A 12,564-nucleotide genomic window follows, 5' to 3' on the forward strand; every position below is an offset into this window, starting at 1 on the left:
CTGTTTAATTGCAAAGCTTGCTCAGGGTTTAAACCAACTAAGTGTTCGCCAGTATTTACTGTCAGTTAAAAAACACGCCTGGCATTCGGATTAAGTTTTGACGCCGTAAATACTTTCCTGAATAGCAGCTGTCTGGTTTCTGGAAACACGATGTGTTGATCTGACTTTCATAGGTTTTTCACAAAAGTGCGTTTAACGTATGCACTGTCCTTGCACAGCAGGGTCAAGAGTTCGCAACGAAATCATGTAGATAACGCAGCCCGATGACTTTACCTTTTTGCGCAATGAGCTTTAATCCTCTGGGCGCGTGAACCTGCTGTGTCCTGTGACTGTTTCACGTAAAGCCCCGTTGTCTTGTGCCATTGAAACTGACTGGAACGAATACTTTGAAACCCTACCCTATCCAGTGTGTGTCGATCGTCATTCCGGTCTACAACGAAGAACAAAGTTTGCCTGAGTTGTTGCGTCGCACCGAAGCGGCCTGCGCGCAACTGACCCAACCGTATGAAATTGTTCTGGTGGATGACGGCAGCCGCGATGAGTCGGCGCAAATCCTCCAGGACGCCGCCGAGCGCGAAGGCAGCCCGGTGGTGGCCGTCATTCTGAACCGTAACTACGGGCAGCACGCCGCAATCATGGCCGGTTTTGAACACTCCAAAGGTGATGTCGTCATCACGCTGGACGCCGATTTGCAAAACCCGCCGGAAGAAATCCCGCGCCTGGTGGCTCAGGCTGCCTTGGGCTATGACGTGGTTGGCACGGTGCGCAACAACCGCCAGGACTCGGCCTGGCGCCGCTGGCCGTCACGCTTGATCAACCTTGCGGTGCAGCGCTCAACCGGGGTTGCCATGAGCGACTACGGCTGCATGCTGCGCGCTTACCGACGCACCATCGTCGACGCCATGCTCGCCTGCCGTGAGCGCAGTACGTTTATCCCGATTCTGGCCAACAGCTTTGCCCGCCACACCACCGAGGTGCTGGTCGAGCACGCTGAGCGCGAACATGGCGACTCTAAATACAGCCCCATGCGCCTGATCAACCTGATGTTCGATCTGGTGACCTGCATGACCACCACGCCTTTGCGTCTGCTGAGCATTATCGGCTTTAGCATGGCGCTGCTGGGTGGACTGTTCGCGATCATGTTGATCGTGCTGCGCTTGATCTTTGGCGCGACCTGGGCAGGCGACGGCACTTTCGTGCTGTTTGCGGTGCTGTTTGTGTTTACCGGTGGCCAATTTATTGGCATGGGGCTTCTGGGGGAATACCTGGGCCGCATGTACAGCGATGTGCGAGCACGGCCACGATTCTTTATCGAAAAAATCGTACGCGCCGAACCCGCCACCGCTTCAATTTCAACTAACCCAACTTCCCTCTCTTCTTCGACGCAGGTCCCATCATGAGTTTGAAAGCTGTTGTTTTCGCCTATCACGATATTGGTTGCACAGGCATCGAAGCCTTGCTCAATGCAGGCTATGACATCGCCGCGGTGTTTACCCATGCTGACGACCCCAAGGAAAACAATTTTTACGCATCGGTCGCCCAACTGTGCGCGCGCAAAGGCATCCCGGTGCACGCCCCCGAAGACGCCAACCACCCCCTGTGGATCGAGCGCATTCGCAAGCTCAATGCGCAGTACATTTTCTCGTTCTACTACCGCCATCTGCTGGGTGAAGAGTTGCTGGCGAGTGTCAGCCACGGCGCCTTCAACCTGCATGGCTCATTGCTGCCGCGCTACCGGGGCCGCGCACCGGCCAACTGGGTGCTGGTCAATGGCGAAACGCAAACCGGCGTCACCTTGCACCGCATGGTCAAACGCGCCGATGCAGGCGACATTCTGGCCCAGCAACGCGTAAGCATCGAGCGTTCGGACACGGCGCTGAGCCTGCACGCCAAACTGCGTGATTGTGCCGCTAAATTGCTGGCCGAAGCACTGCCATTGCTGCCCGAAGGCAAGCTTAAAGAAACCCCGCAAGACGAATCCAAAGCCACTTACTTTGGTCGCCGTACTGCCGCTGACGGCCTGCTGCAATGGTCGCGCCCGGCTGAAGAACTGTTCAACCTGGTGCGCGCAGTCACCCAACCGTACCCCGGCGCCTTCTGCGCGGTGGGCGAACACCAATTGATTGTGTGGGCAAGTGAAGTGATGCCGGGCAACAACGGCATGGCACCGGGTCACGTGATCAGCTGCGATCCGTTGCGCATTGCCTGCGGTAAAGACTCGCTGATCATTAACGCCGGGCAACGCAACGCCGATGGCTTGTATTTAAGCGGCCCGCAATTGGCCCGTGAACTGGGTCTGGTCGATGGCTCGCGACTGCGAGGCAGCGAGTCCGGGCGCCCGGCGCGTCGTACCCGCGTACTGATCCTGGGGGTGAACGGGTTCATCGGTAACCATTTGTCTGAGCGTCTGCTGCAAGACGACCGCTACGAAGTGTATGGCCTGGACATCGGCTCTGATGCCATCGAGCGTCTGCGCAGCCACCCTAATTTCCACTTTGTGGAAGGCGATATCAGCATCCACACCGAGTGGATCGAGTACCACATTAAAAAATGCGACGTGGTGCTGCCACTGGTGGCCATCGCCACCCCGATCGAATACACCCGCAACCCATTGCGGGTGTTCGAACTCGACTTTGAAGAAAACCTCAAGCTGGTGCGTTACTGCGTCAAGTACAACAAGCGCGTGATCTTCCCGTCCACGTCCGAAGTGTATGGCATGTGCCAGGACAAGAATTTCGACGAAGACACCTCCAATCTGGTGGTCGGCCCGATCAACAAGCAGCGCTGGATCTATTCGGTGTCCAAGCAATTGCTCGACCGCGTGATCTGGGCCTATGGCCAAAAAGGCTTCAAGTTCACGCTGTTCCGCCCGTTCAACTGGATGGGCCCGCGCCTTGACCGTCTGGACTCGGCACGGGTGGGCAGCTCGCGCGCCATTACCCAATTGATCTTGCACCTGGTGGAGGGCACGCCGATTCGTCTGGTGGATGGCGGTGAGCAAAAACGCTGCTTCACTGACGTGGCCGATGGCATCGAGGCGCTGGCGCGCATCATCGAAAACCGTGATGGCAAGTGTGACGGTCAGATCATCAACATCGGCAACCCGGAAAACGAAGCCAGCATTCGTCAATTGGGTGAAGAGTTGCTGCGTCAGTTTGAAGCGCACCCGTTGCGTGATAACTTCCCGCCCTTTGCCGGTTTCCGTGACGTGGAAAGCCAGTCGTTTTACGGCACCGGTTACCAAGACGTCAGCCATCGCAAGCCGAGTATTGAAAACGCCCGTCGCTTGATTGACTGGACGCCCACCATCGAACTGAGCGAAACCATTGGTAAAACGCTGGACTTCTTCTTGCGTGAGGCCATGGTAGAAATCGCGGAAAAACGCTAATGCAGGCAGGCCTACGCATCGACGTCGACACGTATCGCGGAACCCGTGAGGGGGTTCCGCAACTGCTCGAACTGCTGGATGAAGCACAGATCAAAGCCACGTTTTTTTTCAGCGTGGGGCCGGACAACATGGGCCGCCATTTATGGCGGCTGATCAAGCCTCGGTTCTTCTGGAAAATGATGCGTTCCAAGGCCGCCAGTTTGTATGGCTGGGATATTTTGCTGGCCGGCACCGCCTGGCCCGGCAAACCGATCGGCAAGGATCTGGGGCACTTGATGCGCCAGACTCTGGCCGCAGGCCATGAGGTGGGCTTGCACGCGTGGGATCACCACGGCTGGCAAGCCAACACCGGGCGCTGGAGCGAGGCACAGTTGATCGAGCACATCCGCCTGGGTGTCGACACGTTGAGCGACATCACCGGGCAGGCTGTCGAGTGCTCGGCTGCCGCCGGGTGGCGTGCCGATGAACGTGTGGTTGAGGCCAAGCAACGGTTTGGTTTTCGTTACAACAGTGATTGCCGCGGGCACAGTCTGTTTCGGCCAAGGTTGGCCGATGGCAGCCTGGGCGCGCCGCAAATCCCTGTCGATTTACCCACATTCGATGAAGTGGTCGGGCCGCACGTGAGCGCCGCCGACTTCAATTCATACATTCTTGATCGCTTCAGCCCGCAACGGCTGAACGCGTACACCATCCATGCAGAAGTAGAAGGGATTCTTATGGCAAACGACTTCCGGCAACTGCTGGTGCAAGCCCGCGCCCGCGATATCCAGTTTCAGCCGCTGCGCAACTTGCTGCCTGCTGATCTCGATAGCGTGCCCGCCGGGCAATTGAGCCGTGGCGTACTGCAAGGCCGTGAAGGTTGGTTGGGAGTGCAGCAGCCATGACCCTCAATCGTTGGGCAATACCCCTGCTAATTCTGGGTTTCGTGCTGTTTTACCTGGTGCCGCTCGGCACGCACGGATTATGGATTCCAGATGAATCGCGTTACGCCCAAATCGGCCAGCAAATACTGGTCGATGGTAATTGGGTCACGCCGCATTTCATGGATTTGCGCTACTTCGAGAAGCCGATTGCCGGTTACTGGATGATCGCCATTGGCCAGGCGATTTTTGGCGAAAACCTGTTTGGTGTGCGCATTGCGTCTGCCGTCGCCACCGGCCTGAGTGTGTGGCTGGCGTACGCCGTGGCGCGCCGCTTGTGGAACGACCCGCGCAAGAGCTTCGCCTGCGCGTTGGTGTACATGACCTTTGGTTTGATTGCCGGGCAAGCCGGCTACTCCAACCTCGATCCGCAGTTCACCTGGTGGGTCAACCTGAGCCTGGCAGCCTTGTGGTTTGCCATTGACAGCAGCACCCGGCGTGAGCGGGCGATCAGTTGGGCGGTGCTGGGGTTTGCCTGCGGCATGGGCTTTATGACCAAAGGCTTTCTGGCTTTTCTGTTACCGGTGTTGATCGCCCTGCCCTACATGATCTGGCAGAAACGCTTTGTAGAAATGGTCAAATACGGCCTGCTCGCAATGTTGGTCGCTGCATTGGTGTCGCTGCCCTGGGTGTTGGCGGTGCATGCGCAGGAACCCGATTACTGGCGCTTCTTCTTCTGGCATGAACACATTCGCCGCTTCGCCGGTGAAGACGCTCAGCATGGGCGCCCGTGGTGGTTTTACCTGCCGTTGATGGTGGTTGCCAGCCTTCCGTGGGCTGCGTTGCTGCCCGTCACGTTCAAAGATGCCTGGCGCAACAAGCATCAGGCCAAGGTGGTGTTTGTACTGCTGTGGATGCTGTTGCCGCTGGCCTTGTTCAGCCTGAGCAAAGGCAAGCTGCCGACCTACATCATGCCGTGCCTGCTGCCGCTGGCCCTGTTGCTGGGCCATGCATTGATCCAGCGTGTTGAGCAGGCCAAAACCGGTGCGCTGCGGTTCAATGCGCTGGTCAACCTGTTGCTGGCCAGTGTCGCCTTGCTGGCCCTGATCTACTTCCAGATCAAAAAACCGTTTTACGACAACGAACCGCAGCATGTGGCGTTGCTGGTCATTGTGTTACTGACCTGGATCGGTGCAGGGGCCTTGCAACTGTGGCGACCGCTTAAGCTATGGGCCGCCCCGGCCCTGAGCATGGGTGTACTGGTGCTGTTGCTGCCGGCCAGCATGCCCAGCAGCGTGGTGCACAACAAAATGCCCGACCAGTTCGTGCTGGAGCACCTTGCAGAGCTGTCACAGGCCAAAACCCTGCTCAGCAATGATTTGGGCGCGGCATCAGCGTTGGCCTGGCGCCTGCGTCGCCCGGATGTGACGTTGTACAACACCCAGGGTGAAGTGAAATACGGCCTGACTTACGACGACGCCAAAGGTAAAAGCATCGGTTTGGCCGAAGTCGGCCCCTGGCTGAGTGCCGCACGTCAAAAAGGTCCGGTGGGCGTCGTGATGCGGGTCAAAAACAGCGACGAGAGCCATGAAATGGACATGTTGCCCAAGGATGCGCAGCGGTATGACGAAGGCAACATGGTGATTCTGATTTTCCCGCAGAGCACTCCATGACTTTGGCGCTCTTGCTCATGGCGTGTGTGCTGACGTGTGCGGGGCAAGTCGCGCAAAAGTACGCGGTCGAAAGCTGGCGCGACGTTGACCTTGGGGTGGCGCACAAGCTGCGCTCCCCCTGGTTGTGGCTGGCCTTGCTGTGCCTGGGGTTGGGGCTGCTGGTGTGGTTGCTGGTGTTGCAGCGGCTGGAAGTCGGCATTGCCTACCCGATGCTCAGCCTCAATTTTGTGCTGATCACACTGGTCGCCCGTTACCTGTTTAAAGAAACCATCGACCTGCGGCACTGGTGTGGCGTGGGGCTGGTAATTGCCGGCGTGGTTTTGCTGGGGCAACACGCATGAGCCTGCGCCGTGGCTTGACCTTTGCGAGTGCCAGCGTATTGCTGGTGAGCGGGGCGCAACTGGGTATGCGCTGGAGCATGACGCGCTTGCCCGAACCTGCCCAATGGCTGAGCGCAATCAAACAGGGTGATGTTTCGTTCAGCGCACTGGCCGTGGTGACGGGCGCGATCATGGCCTACGCCCTGTCGATGCTTTGCTGGTTGCTGGCCCTGAGGGATTTGCCCTTGGGCCGCGCCTATTCGTTGCTCAGTGTCAGTTATGCATTGGTGTACCTGTTGGCAGCCAGCTTGCCGGTATTCCATGAAAGCTTCACGTTGTCCAAAACCCTGGGCGTGGCGCTGGTGATCGGTGGCGTACTGACCATCAATTCGCGCCGCCCCCCCCACCGCGCAAGGTGAGCATGGCCGCGTGCTGCGGCTCAGGCTTAAGACACTGACGGCGCCGCCACTGATGACCAGGGCGGCGTTTTTTTATGCTTTTTATTGAGTCAAGGAACGGTGCATGCCTGCTTACTCGTCCAACATCGCCTTACAGGTCCAACACCGTCACTCCTTGATCCTGGGCGCCCTGGCGTTGTTGCTGTTCATCCTGGGTGAGCACAACCAGGCGGCGATCGGCTTCGACTCACGCTTTGTATTATTCGCCAACGAGATGCTGCGTCACGGCCCCGGTTTCTTCCCCACCACTTATGGCCAGCCCTACCCGGACTACAGCGCCACCTCGACGCTGTTCATCTGGTTGCTGTCCAAACCTTTTGGCGAAGTCACCAGCCTCAGCGCGTGGCTGCCGACAGCCATTGCCAGCGCAACCACCGTGACCCTCACCTATCGACTGGTGGCGCCCCATTCCCGTCAATGGGCGCTCATGAGTGTTGCCCTGCTCCTGCTGAGCATGACGTTCATCACCCAAACGCGTGCCGTGTCGCTGGACCAAATGCTTGCGGCGGTGAGCCTGGGGGCCTTCTACCTGGCCTACGCCCACGACCATTTGGCGGCCCCACGGCGTCATGTCGGGTTACTGGCCTTGTTGGTAGTGGGCTTTGCCATTCGCGGCCCTATCGGTTTAGTCATCCCTGCGGGCGTGCTCTGCAGCTATTACCTGGTCAGCGGCCAAGGGCGCCGGATGTTCAGCCTCGGGTTGCAGGCTCTGGCGCTGCTGCTGGCGTGCATCGGCCTGCTGCTGACACTGGCCTGGATCAGCGGCGGGCAAACCTTCGTCCACGAAGTGATCCGCATGCAAGTCACCGGGCGTATGGACGGCACAGAAGGCGCCAGCAGCGTGTTGTATTACTTCACCAGCTCCATGGGTAACTATGCGTTGGCCTATCCACTGGCGGCCTTGGTCCTGGCGGCGCTGCTGGTGACTGGCCGCCATCAATCGGGCGCAGCGCTGCAACTGGTCAAATACTGCGTCGCGGCGGGTTTGGTGGTGATGATCGGTCTGTCGATTCCCCAAGCCAAAAAAGCACGCTACGTGCTGGCGATGTTGCCCTTTGCAGCAATCATTGCGGCCTATCCTTTCCAGGCCATGCACGGCCGGGTGTTTGCGCTGTTGCGCGGGTTGATACAGGGGCTTTTTTTACTGTTGCCGGGGCTATTGATCGTCGGTCTGGTGATTGCGCGCAAACGTTTCGACGAGCAAGTGCCTTCACTGGAGGGGGTGTTCTTTGTGTTGGGCGGGTTGCAACTGCTGGCCGTCGGGGCGCTGTTCAGGACGCAATGGCGCGCAACAGGCCTGGCGGGCTGTGCCGTTTTCGCAGTGTGGGGGACTTACATCATGGTGTATGAACCGCTTGAGCGCAGCGTGTACGACACCCGCGAATTCACGCATCAGGCGCTGCGCCTGATCGAGCGCACACCCGCACCGCTGGTGCTGCATGGCATGGGCAAAGATGCCAAAGCCATCAAGTTCATGGTCAATGTGAACCGGGACATGTCGGCGCTGTTCACGCAAACGGCCGCCGAGCTGGGCACGATCAACGGACCCGCGTGGGTGGTCATGGACCGTAAGGATTACCAGCGCCTGCAAGGAACCGTTTTGGGTAATACCGCGCCGGTATTAAGCGCTCGTTTTGACAAAAACGATTACGTGCTGCTGAAGAAACCATGAGCGCAGGGGCTGCGCACAGCCTGTCGAGTTTCATGTTGCATGAGCGGATTATTCTCCAGCGTGCTGGTAAGGTGTGCGCCGACTTTTCGTGGCCCACCCTCTCATCGGCAGGCTGCGGTATTTGCGTTTTTTGATGTGAGACACCTGAACCATGCCCGAGCCGATCCCGCTTAAAGATCACGACACCGAGAAACGGCTGGTCAATAAAAGACTGATCGCCTGCGCGGCGCTGGTGCTGGCGATCAGTTGCGCGCTGGTGGCCAGGATGTACTTCTTGCAAGTCACCGAATTTGACTACAACTCCACCGTGTCCGAAAACAACCGCGTGCACGTGTTGCCGATCCCGCCCGAACGCGGTTTTATCTATGACCGCAATGGCGTGCTGCTGGCCGATAACCAGCCCAGCTTCAACATGACCCTGACCCGCGAACGCGCGGGCGACAGCGCCAAAGTGCTGGATTCGGTCATCAGCATCCTGCATTTGCCCGAAGAAGACCGCGCCGTGTTTACCAAGGCGATGAAACAGGCCCGCCACCCGTTCGACCCCTCGACCCTGCTCTACGAACTGACGGAGGAACAGATCGCGCTGTTGGCCGTCAATCAGTACCGCCTGCCGGGCATTGAGGTTGAGGCGCAGTTCGTTCGCCACTACCCCCAGGGTGATCACTTCGCGCATTCGGTCGGTTATGTGGGCCGCATCAACGAGAAAGAAGCCAAACAGCTGAACCCCACCGAGTACCGGGGCACGCAATCGATAGGTAAAACCGGGATCGAGCGTTTTTACGAGCACGCGTTGCACGGCACTGTCGGCTTTGAAGAAGTTGAAACCAACGCCCAGGGCCGCGTCATGCGGGTGCTGCGCCACACCGATGCGGTGCCGGGCAAAAACATCGTGCTCAGCCTCGACATCAAATTGCAGGAAGCGGCCGAAGACGCGTTGGGCGACCGGCGCGGCTCGATCATCGCCCTGGACCCGAAAACCGGCGAAGTGCTGGCTATGGTCAGCAAACCCAGCTTCGACCCCAACCTGTTCGTGACCGGCATCAGCTCCAAGGATTACTCGGGGCTGCGCGACTCCATCGACAAACCGCTGTTCAACCGCGCGTTGCGTGGCCTGTATGCGCCCGGCTCGACAATCAAGCCCGAAGTGGCGATTGCCGGACTCGACAGCGGCGTGATTTCAGCCTCGACCCGGGTGTTCGACCCCGGTTACTTCCAGTTGCCGAACGTGGAGCACAAATACCGTAACTGGAACCACAGCGGGGATGGCTGGGTCGATTTGAATGCGGCGATCATGCGTTCAAACGACACCTACTTCTACGACCTTGCCTCCAAGCTGGGGATTGATCGCATGCACGATTACCTGTCGATGTTTGGCGTGGGGCAAAAAGTCTCGCTGGACATGTTCGAGGAATCTTCGGGGTTGATGCCCTCGCGTGAATGGAAGCGCAGCACACGACGCCAAGCCTGGTTCCCTGGCGAAACGGTGATTTTGGGCATTGGCCAGGGTTACATGCAGGTCACGCCATTGCAGTTGGCGCAGGCCACGGCGCTGATTGCCAACAAAGGCGTGTGGAACCGCCCGCACCTGGCGCGCACCATCGATGGCGCGCCGCCGGTGGACGAACACCCGATGGCCAATATCGTGCTGCACGATCCCAAGGAGTGGGAGCAGGTCAACCATGCCATGCAATTGGTGATGCACGATGCGCGAGGCATTGCACGGGCGTCAGCCACCGGCGCGCAATACCGCATTGCGGGCAAGAGTGGTACGGCGCAAGTGGTGGCGATCAAACAGGGCGAGCGTTACAACCGGTTGAAGACGGCCGAGCGTAATCGCGACAACGCGCTGTTTGTCGGCTTTGCACCGGCTGAAGACCCGCAGATCGTGATCTCGGTGATGATTGAAAACGGTGAAGCCGGTGGGCGTGTGGCAGGACCGGTGGTGCGCAAAGTGATGGATGCCTGGTTGCTCGACAATCAGGGCGCTCTGAAACCGCAATACGCCAGCCCGCAGCTCAAGCATGGCAATGCGCATGTGTGAATGAAGACCGCCACCCTCCCCCCAACCCTCTCGCGCAGGGTGTGGGTTGGGGGGAGGGGCTGTTGATCTCAGTACCGCGCATCCACCGGTTTACCGCCATTCGGCCAATCCTTGACCTTGTCCGGGAAGTCCGGCCGTGGCTGGTGCGAGAAATACGCCGCCACGTCCACCGCCTCCTGATCCGACAAGCCCCCCTGCCCCAGCGGGAACTGTTCATGGAACCCGATCGGCATGTTGCGTTTGACGAACGCCGCAGCGGTGTAGGTACGCGCCATCCCGGCACCGATGTTGAACGACTCGTCACCCCACAACGGCGGAAAAATAAAACCGCCGTCCGCGTGTTTCAAACCTTGCCCGTTGTCACCGTGGCACACCGCGCATTGCTTGACGTACACCGCTTTGCCGTTGCCCATGTCCGGCTTGATGCCCGGATCCACCTTGCCCACTCCCCGGCCCGCCACTTTGTCGCCGGGCGCTGTGTTCATTTTCATCCAGTCGAAATACGCAACCATGGCCTGCATATCAGGCGATGTCACCGCCAACGGCTTGCCATCCATAGATCGACGAAAACAGCCATTAATGCGTTCTTGGAGCGTGATCTGTTTGCCCGCACGCGGCGCATAGCCAGGGAAAAACGCTGACACGCCAACGAAGGGTGAGCCATCGGCCACCGTGCCGGCGTTCAAATGGCAACTGGTGCAATTGAGCGCATTGCCTACGTTATCGGGCAGCAAGGCTTTGGTTTGCAGGTGCAGGCGCATGCCGCGCACCACTTGATCAGCATTGGACGCTGTTAGCAGGTTGGCCAGCCGCGGGGTGACAAATGCACGGGGGTCGTGGGTGTCCGGGTTCAATTGCTTGCGCATGTGGGCCACTTGCGCGGGCTTGATGGCGGGCGCGTCATTGCCCCAACTGCTGCGCACAAAGCTCAGAATCTCGGCGATTTCATCGTCTGCCAGCCGCGCAAACCCGGGCATGGTCCAGACCCGTGGATGGGCCGCCGTCTCAGCCGTTTTCCAACCGGTGAGGGTGATGTGCAGGAGCGTCGCGGGGTTGGACGCCAGAATGCCGGGGTTGCCATTGAGCGGTGGGAACATGCCTTTTACCCCGCCACCGTCCGGGCGATGGCAGTCGGCACAAAACTGCGTATAACCCAGCCCGCCACGGGTGGTGAACAGCGTGTCCGGTGCTGTGGCGGGCGCGATGGCCACTGACGGCATGGGCAGATCGTCCTTGCCCGGCGGCAGCGATTTCAAGTAGCTGGCAATTGCCGTCAGGTCCGCGTCGGTGAAGTGCTGCGTGCTGTGGTGGATCACGTCCGCCATGTTGCCCGAGACCGTGGCAAAACGGTTTTGCCCGGTCTTGAGCAGTTGCACGGTGTCTTCGACGGTCCACAGGTTGCGCAGGCTCAAGGCGCGCCAGTCTTCGACGGTTTCCCCCGCGAGGTAATGTTTGCCGCGGCTGCCAGCGTCGCTCAGGGCTTTTTCCTGGAAAGCGAGGCCGCGTGGCGTATGGCACGAACCACAGTGCCCCAGCCCTTGCACCAGATAGGCACCGCGGTTAATCACCTCGCTTTTGGACGGGTCCGGGGTGAACGGCTGCGCATCCACAAACATCCAGTTCCACAGCGACAGGCCCCAGCGCTGATTGAACGGGAAGCTCATGTCGGCGTGCAGGTTGGCCTGTTTGACCGCGGTTACGTCTTGCAAGAGATACGCGTACAACGCACGCATGTCGTCTTCGCTCATTTTCGCGTACGACGGATAAGGCATGGCCGGGTACAGGTTTTCACCCGCAGGCGTTTTGCCTTCGCGCATCACCGTGTCGAACTGTTCAAAACTGTAGCGGCCAATCCCGGTCTCGGGATCCGGGGTGATGTTGCTGGAGTAGATCGTGCCCATGGGCGTTTTCAGCTCCAGGCCACCGGCCATCACCGCCCCACCTTTGGCGGTGTGGCAGGCAATGCAGTCGCCGAGCTGGGCCACGTATTGGCCGCGTTGTATCAGGTCGGTGTCTGCGTTGTTGACGCTGGGCGCTGCCGCTGTCGGCTCGCTGGCAGGGGTTTGACAGGCGTAAAGAAGCGTCAGGCCGACCGTGGCCAGACGCGCAAACTTGAAAATCATGGCGATATTCCTTTAAGGCACCGGCC

9 protein-coding genes are annotated in these 12,564 nt (G+C 59.2%); 8 read left to right on the forward strand and 1 reads right to left on the reverse strand.

The window, feature by feature from the left end; translation table 11 throughout:
* Nucleotides 1–386: 386 nt before the first annotated feature.
* From arnC to mrdA, 8 genes are all read left to right on the forward strand, one after another.
* The gene (gene arnC / locus ACP7A4_RS11250) at nucleotides 387–1,400 is read left to right on the forward strand and encodes an undecaprenyl-phosphate 4-deoxy-4-formamido-L-arabinose transferase (RefSeq protein ID WP_059762103.1); all 1,014 of its coding nucleotides are present in this window, start codon (nucleotides 387–389) and stop codon (nucleotides 1,398–1,400) included.
* On the forward strand, nucleotides 1,397–3,388 hold the full coding sequence (gene arnA, locus ACP7A4_RS11255; RefSeq protein WP_203303486.1) for a bifunctional UDP-4-amino-4-deoxy-L-arabinose formyltransferase/UDP-glucuronic acid oxidase ArnA: 1,992 nt from the start codon (nucleotides 1,397–1,399) through the stop codon (nucleotides 3,386–3,388). The genes arnC and arnA overlap by 4 nt, the downstream gene beginning before the upstream one ends.
* Nucleotides 3,388–4,272 (forward strand): 4-deoxy-4-formamido-L-arabinose-phosphoundecaprenol deformylase, encoded by an 885-nt coding sequence (gene arnD, locus ACP7A4_RS11260; protein WP_426246853.1) that lies wholly within the window; start codon nucleotides 3,388–3,390, stop codon nucleotides 4,270–4,272. Before arnA ends, arnD begins: the two co-directional genes overlap by 1 nt.
* Nucleotides 4,269–5,921, forward strand: a complete 1,653-nt coding sequence (gene arnT / locus ACP7A4_RS11265; RefSeq protein WP_203303487.1) for a lipid IV(A) 4-amino-4-deoxy-L-arabinosyltransferase — start codon at nucleotides 4,269–4,271, stop codon at nucleotides 5,919–5,921. The genes arnD and arnT overlap by 4 nt, the downstream gene beginning before the upstream one ends.
* Nucleotides 5,918–6,262 (forward strand): 4-amino-4-deoxy-L-arabinose-phosphoundecaprenol flippase subunit ArnE, encoded by a 345-nt coding sequence (gene arnE / locus ACP7A4_RS11270; RefSeq protein WP_048365844.1) that lies wholly within the window; start codon nucleotides 5,918–5,920, stop codon nucleotides 6,260–6,262. Before arnT ends, arnE begins: the two co-directional genes overlap by 4 nt.
* The gene (gene arnF, locus ACP7A4_RS11275; protein ID WP_426246855.1) at nucleotides 6,259–6,660 is read left to right on the forward strand and encodes a 4-amino-4-deoxy-L-arabinose-phosphoundecaprenol flippase subunit ArnF; all 402 of its coding nucleotides are present in this window, start codon (nucleotides 6,259–6,261) and stop codon (nucleotides 6,658–6,660) included. The genes arnE and arnF overlap by 4 nt, the downstream gene beginning before the upstream one ends.
* 103 nt (nucleotides 6,661–6,763) lie before the next feature.
* Nucleotides 6,764–8,371 (forward strand): ArnT family glycosyltransferase, encoded by a 1,608-nt coding sequence (locus ACP7A4_RS11280; RefSeq protein ID WP_426246857.1) that lies wholly within the window; start codon nucleotides 6,764–6,766, stop codon nucleotides 8,369–8,371.
* A 151-nt stretch (nucleotides 8,372–8,522) separates the two neighbouring features.
* Nucleotides 8,523–10,415 (forward strand): penicillin-binding protein 2, encoded by a 1,893-nt coding sequence (mrdA, locus tag ACP7A4_RS11285; protein ID WP_059762098.1) that lies wholly within the window; start codon nucleotides 8,523–8,525, stop codon nucleotides 10,413–10,415.
* 68 nt (nucleotides 10,416–10,483) lie between these two features.
* Here the strand turns inward: mrdA and ACP7A4_RS11290 are convergent, their stop codons facing one another.
* The gene (locus ACP7A4_RS11290; protein WP_203303489.1) at nucleotides 10,484–12,538 is read right to left on the reverse strand and encodes a c-type cytochrome; all 2,055 of its coding nucleotides are present in this window, start codon (nucleotides 12,536–12,538) and stop codon (nucleotides 10,484–10,486) included.
* Nucleotides 12,539–12,564: the final 26 nt, after the last annotated feature.

The sequence above is a fragment of the Pseudomonas sp. TWR3-1-1 genome (genome assembly GCF_049896545.1).
In the GTDB taxonomy this organism is placed as follows: Bacteria; Pseudomonadota; Gammaproteobacteria; order Pseudomonadales; family Pseudomonadaceae; genus Aquipseudomonas; species Aquipseudomonas weihenstephanensis.

Bases quoted from the DNA above. Each gene is read 5' to 3' on its own strand.
- arnF (WP_426246855.1), top strand. From the start codon at position 6,259: ATGAGCCTGCGCCGTGGCTTGACCTTTGCGAGTGCCAGCGTATTGCTG.
- mrdA (WP_059762098.1), top strand. From the start codon at position 8,523: ATGCCCGAGCCGATCCCGCTTAAAGATCACGACACCGAGAAACGGCTG.
- ACP7A4_RS11290 (WP_203303489.1), bottom strand. From the start codon at position 12,538: ATGATTTTCAAGTTTGCGCGTCTGGCCACGGTCGGCCTGACGCTTCTT.
- arnT (WP_203303487.1), top strand. From the start codon at position 4,269: ATGACCCTCAATCGTTGGGCAATACCCCTGCTAATTCTGGGTTTCGTG.
- arnD (WP_426246853.1), top strand. From the start codon at position 3,388: ATGCAGGCAGGCCTACGCATCGACGTCGACACGTATCGCGGAACCCGT.
- arnA (WP_203303486.1), top strand. From the start codon at position 1,397: ATGAGTTTGAAAGCTGTTGTTTTCGCCTATCACGATATTGGTTGCACA.
- arnE (WP_048365844.1), top strand. From the start codon at position 5,918: ATGACTTTGGCGCTCTTGCTCATGGCGTGTGTGCTGACGTGTGCGGGG.
- ACP7A4_RS11280 (WP_426246857.1), top strand. From the start codon at position 6,764: ATGCCTGCTTACTCGTCCAACATCGCCTTACAGGTCCAACACCGTCAC.